We start from the raw sequence: 4,851 nt of genomic DNA on the forward strand, positions 1-4,851 counted from the left end.
TATTAAGTTAGGTGGAATGCTTTTGAGCTAGGCTGAATCCGTTGACGCTCAGGGGGCGCCCATGACCACCACCCCATTGCACAAGCAAGTGTTAAGTCGTTATTCCAGTGTACAAGCTTGGCTGGAGCTCTTGGGTAATCTGGGGCGTGCGCCGGCCACCCTTGACGCCTATGGCCGTGCCCTTGCGCATTACTTATTGCATTGCGAAGGGAGTGGGCTGAAACCCGAATCCGCGACATTCGAACAAGTCACGCTCTACATCCGTGAGCTGCTACCTGGCGCAAAGAGCGCGGTGGCGAATTCAACCTTGCACCAGCGGCTTACTGCTATCCGGTTGTGGTACGACCACCTCGTTTTTCAGGGTCTTTGCGAGCACAACCCCGTGCCCCGCGGACAGCATGGTCGGCTGGCCCAAGTGCCTGGACATGGAGGGTTTGTCAGGGGCTTGCTCCCACGGCTGATTAAGTTGCCAGACATTCCCACCGATGAGCAGTGGCGACACTTTCTCAGTATTGCGGCCAGGTCGTCTATCCGTGATCGACTAATGCTGTCGTTGGCGTATTTCGGGGCTCTTCGCCGTGCCGAGTTGGTGGCCTTGCGTATTGAGGATTTAGACGTTGCACACCGACTGATCTCGGTGCGAGCGGAAACGACCAAAGGCAAACGCAGCCGCGTCGTGTGCTACAGCCCAGACATTGCACCTGTCTTGATAGAGCATCTACATGCTCTTCGCGGCGCTGGCTGGATGCGAGGTTCGTTGTTTCGATCAGCATCAGATCGTAATCGAGGCTCGCCACTGTCCCGTTGGGCGTGGAGTAAAACGGTTGAAGGGTGGGCCAAGGAAGCGAAACTATCGCACCTGAGCACTCATACCTTTCGCCACCTTCGGCTTACCCATCTGGCCCGTGCGGGCTGGAAGCTCCATGAACTGACCACGTATGCTGGACATCGAGACCCCAAAACCACTTTGATTTACCTGCACCTATCTGGCGCGGATTTAACCGCAAAGATGGCGCACTCCGTCGGCAGTCTCGATGCTCGGATGTTCTGTGAACTCTTTGGGTCTGAGGCATTGCTATGAGCACCCCCTCAGTCACCCCTTATGTTCCGTTCGACGCGAGCAAGTACGTACGTCAGAGCGATCTATCGAAAATCGAGCTGAGCATACTTTCGAATCGCTCTCACCGTTCAGACTGGGGCTACCTCCAATCAGAGATACCTGAGCTCATGAGGCCGCTAGCTGATATAGCGGCGCACAGCGGCGTTTCTCAGCGATTAGCCATTTCATCAGTGGCAGTCATTCTCTGGAATGTCAGCAAAACCGGTAAACCCTACTGGTGTTGGTCTGAGTCGCAGTGGTTGACCTTGCTCAGTAATCGAGCAGGATCACGACCATATCTCGCTTCCGTTGCTTACCATCTCGGCGATTTTCGAACCCCGCAGCGTATCGCCAAATTCCGGCAGCCGGCGATATATGCTTCTTTTATCTTCGGCCATGCCGTGTTCAGACATGAGCACGTTCGCTTGAGCCAAGCGTTGAGATCGCTGGGCTACGCTGCTCGCCATCTTGAGCAGTTCCTTTCCAACGTGCTGGGTGCCTTGATGCTGGAAAACGGCGATCCGCGGTTGGAGACATTCACCGAGGAACTGCTACTGAAGGGCCAACAGCATCGAAGCGAAGGTGTCGCGAGATCGGTCGGAAAGGTATCTCACGGCCTCGCTGCCATGGGGATTTTGGCGAAACCTTTACGCATGCGAGGCTATACCTGTTGGCGGGCGAAAAGCATCGAAGGCATCGATCCGACTTGGGCAATGTGGTGCCGTCGATGGCGAGACACTTCCACCTTGCGTCCACGCACACGTGAAAGCAATTACAGTTTTATCTTGAGGACCGGTGTCTGGCTAGCGCGCGAGCAATCAGGAATGGCGGCGCCTACCGATTGGAGCATGTCCACTTGCGCTGCATTTATTGCTGCCGTCGACCGGATGACGGTCGGTGAGTGGGCTTTGGAGTCAGCGAAGGGAACACAGCTAAAGGGGCTTGGTCAGCCTATCGCTGCCAACTCGAAGCGCGGCTTTCTACATGCCTTGCGACGATTTTTTACAGACTTTGAACTCTGGGGATGGGGTCGTTTGAAGTTCAGCCCCCGGCATCACCTCGCCACCCCGCGATCCGTGACATTCAACTCGGGTATCAACCCGCGGGTAATTGATGACTCGACCTGGCTCAAGCTGATTTGGGCGAGTCTAAATCTTGAGCGTAGTGATCTGCTTTCGGAGATTCACTATCCGCTGTCGATGGTTCAAGCCATTGCTGTAGTGTGGACGCACGCTGGTTTGCGCAGCAATGAAATCATGCGCTTGGATAAAAGATGCGCGCATCCTCAGACCAATGATGTGGTACACGAGGATGGGACCATCGTTCCAGCAAAAACTTTATGCTATCTCGATATTCCTGCCAGCAAGACGTTCAAAGCTTTCGTCAAACCTGTAGCGGTGGTCGTGAAGGAGCGCATTGACGCCTGGCTGGAGGACAGGCCTGCTAACCAGGCCGCTTTGCTGGATGAGCGAACCGGGGAAAAAGTTAGCTACCTATTTCAGTTTCGAGGCAAGCGCATAGGCTCCAGTGTCATTAATGGCACCATCATTCCAATGCTATGCGCCAAGGCGGGTGTGCCACTGGAGGACAGTCGCGGGCGAATCACCAGCCACCGGGGACGTGCCTCCGCAGTGACGGCGCTCGCCAGCGTCCCTCAGGGCATGTCGCTGATCGAGCTAATGCAGTGGTCGGGACATAGCTCGCCGAATTCGACTTTGCATTACATTCGAATTCGGCCTACCAAGCTGGCAGCATCCTTCGTTAAAGCCGATCAAATGGCCCATATGGTCTCCGTTTTGATCGATCATGACGTAATTGTTCGCCATTCAGATGCCCCCTACACCTTCTATGACTTGGGCGACTCGTATTGTTCAAATCCCTTCTGGAGCAGCTGCCCACATCGCATGGCCTGTGCGGGGTGTGACTTCAACTTGCCGAAAGCCAGCGCAAGGGCCCAAGCATTGGAAAGCAAATCGTCTATCGGACGGTACTTGGAGGCCGTGCCTTTAACTCCCGACGAGCGAGCCATTGCCGAGGGCGACTTGGAAAAGCTGGAGAGCCTCATTCGAAAGCTGGACAATGTGCCGGCTCTAGACGGCAGGATGCCGAGGAGATCGATGAGAGAAAGAGGAGGCTATAAGTAGAAAAGTTCTTAAGCGACTAGTGGCTCGCTAGACATACCTGTCGCGTTACTCCTAAGTTATGCGACACACTAGATTTTTCGGGGTTTTGCTGGGCTGCGGGTGTCGCAGGAGTGTGCCGCACGTAGATCGAAGTTAAACCTGATGCTAGGCCGGCTCATGCACTAGCCGGATGTCGATTTCTCTGTCGACATACTGCCACTCCACCGAGGCTCGGAGTTCGGCCAGAAGCCTGTTAAAGGCCGTCTCATCAGACGGGGAATATTCGAACCAAGTCAAGAAGTCGAAGGGTTCGTTCTCGCCCAGGTCCCGACAATGGTGGAGGCGGCGGGCCACAGCAGGGAGATATTGGAGCCCGATGTGAATGTGACGGGACTGTTCCTCAAAAATCTTCCGGCGTTCGTCTTGAGACAGTCCCCACCATGAGGGGTTTTTCCGGATAGGGATCAGGGCGGCGCAGGTAGCCTCTGCTCGACCCAAGCTTGGCTGCTTCGCCACGAGACGATCCTTCTCTTCACGCACGACATAGCGCTCGTTACTCGTTATCCCGCGAAGGAGCCATTTGGTGCCCGGAGGCTGCGGCGAAACAGAGCCAGCGGCTACGTTGAGCCGTGGGATTCCAGGGAGAGGGGCTCCTGCCACGGCATTCATCGCAACAACGCGCCAAACCCCCGTTTCTCCACCAGCGAACGTAAATACTCGTGTATTCATCAGGTTCCTCTCAGGCCTTTCGCCTATTTCTCAGATAACGCAAAACCTGCACTGCCCGGCGCAACCACGGAGACAAATATGAAAGGTCCTGGACCAGAGTTCACGGCACCATGTACTTGCCCAGGTTTTGCAATGGCAATATCTCCAGCTTTAAGATGAATTTCTACGCCGTTGCCTTGATAATACTTGGCCTCACCTGAGATAACCGTCCAAGTATCTTGGCCGTGAGGATGGACATGGGCAGCTATTTCCTGCCTAGGGTAGGCGTGCCAAACTACAACGACAGAATCGTTGGTCTCCAGAACAACTGAACGGATCGGTTCGCCGTTAGACGGACGGACATATTCGTCCACCGAAAAAATCCGCGATTCCGTTTCTGCTTTCATGTTCACACTCCATTCCTGCACCGCAAGGTGACGTGCATCTGGCACTAACACCAAGACGAAGCCTTGATCTTGATGGGGGCGGAGAAGCTCGACACGCCGAACGGCATCATGAAGAGCACTTTCATGCGGCACCAACCATTTCTTTTAACGACACGAGGCTCGTATGCACATGACGATATGTACTTGAGCGCCTTTCGGAAAAGCTATGTTATAGGACGGAGACCGTCAATACTCCGTCGTGGGTAGGCATGACAGAACGGTAGGATAACGGCGACGTTTTGGTCATATGTACATGGGAGGGCGGTTCACCGCTCGGCAGGGGTGTTGTCGATGGACAGGTGTCCGCCTTCGATGTAACAGATCAGCTTTGACCGGTTACTAACAGGATGACCGGATGATCCGGTGAGCGACGGCGATCTCCTCAGAAGCTACAGCCATACCGGTTGGGTATGAGAAGCTCCAAGGGCGAGCATGGCCCGGTTCTTATTGACTTTCTATTACACATAAACGGCGA

Annotated in this window: 4 protein-coding genes; 2 read left to right on the forward strand and 2 right to left on the reverse strand. The window is 54.7% G+C overall.

The genetic code is table 11. The annotated features are described in order from the left end of the window. Window positions 1-61: 61 nt before the first annotated feature. Window positions 62-1,081, forward strand: coding sequence for a tyrosine-type recombinase/integrase (locus tag HMPREF3014_RS33030; protein WP_011914410.1), 1,020 nt, complete (start codon window positions 62-64; stop codon window positions 1,079-1,081). Beyond that, window positions 1,078-3,243, forward strand: a complete 2,166-nt coding sequence (locus HMPREF3014_RS04195) for a site-specific integrase (protein ID WP_011914409.1) — start codon at window positions 1,078-1,080, stop codon at window positions 3,241-3,243. The genes HMPREF3014_RS33030 and HMPREF3014_RS04195 overlap by 4 nt, the downstream gene beginning before the upstream one ends. Window positions 3,244-3,387: 144 nt before the next feature. Here HMPREF3014_RS04195 and HMPREF3014_RS04200 read toward each other — a convergent pair whose 3' ends face one another. Next, window positions 3,388-3,951 (reverse strand): chlorite dismutase family protein, encoded by a 564-nt coding sequence (locus tag HMPREF3014_RS04200; RefSeq protein ID WP_026084028.1) that lies wholly within the window; start codon window positions 3,949-3,951, stop codon window positions 3,388-3,390. Window positions 3,952-3,974: 23 nt separating this feature from the next. Further along, entirely contained in the window at window positions 3,975-4,337 is a 363-nt protein-coding gene (locus tag HMPREF3014_RS33035; RefSeq protein ID WP_071534424.1) for a cupin domain-containing protein, read from the reverse strand. Window positions 4,338-4,851 lie beyond the last annotated feature (514 nt).

It is taken from the genome of Pseudomonas sp. HMSC065H01 (assembly GCF_001815235.1).
GTDB lineage: Bacteria > Pseudomonadota > Gammaproteobacteria > Pseudomonadales > Pseudomonadaceae > Pseudomonas > Pseudomonas aeruginosa.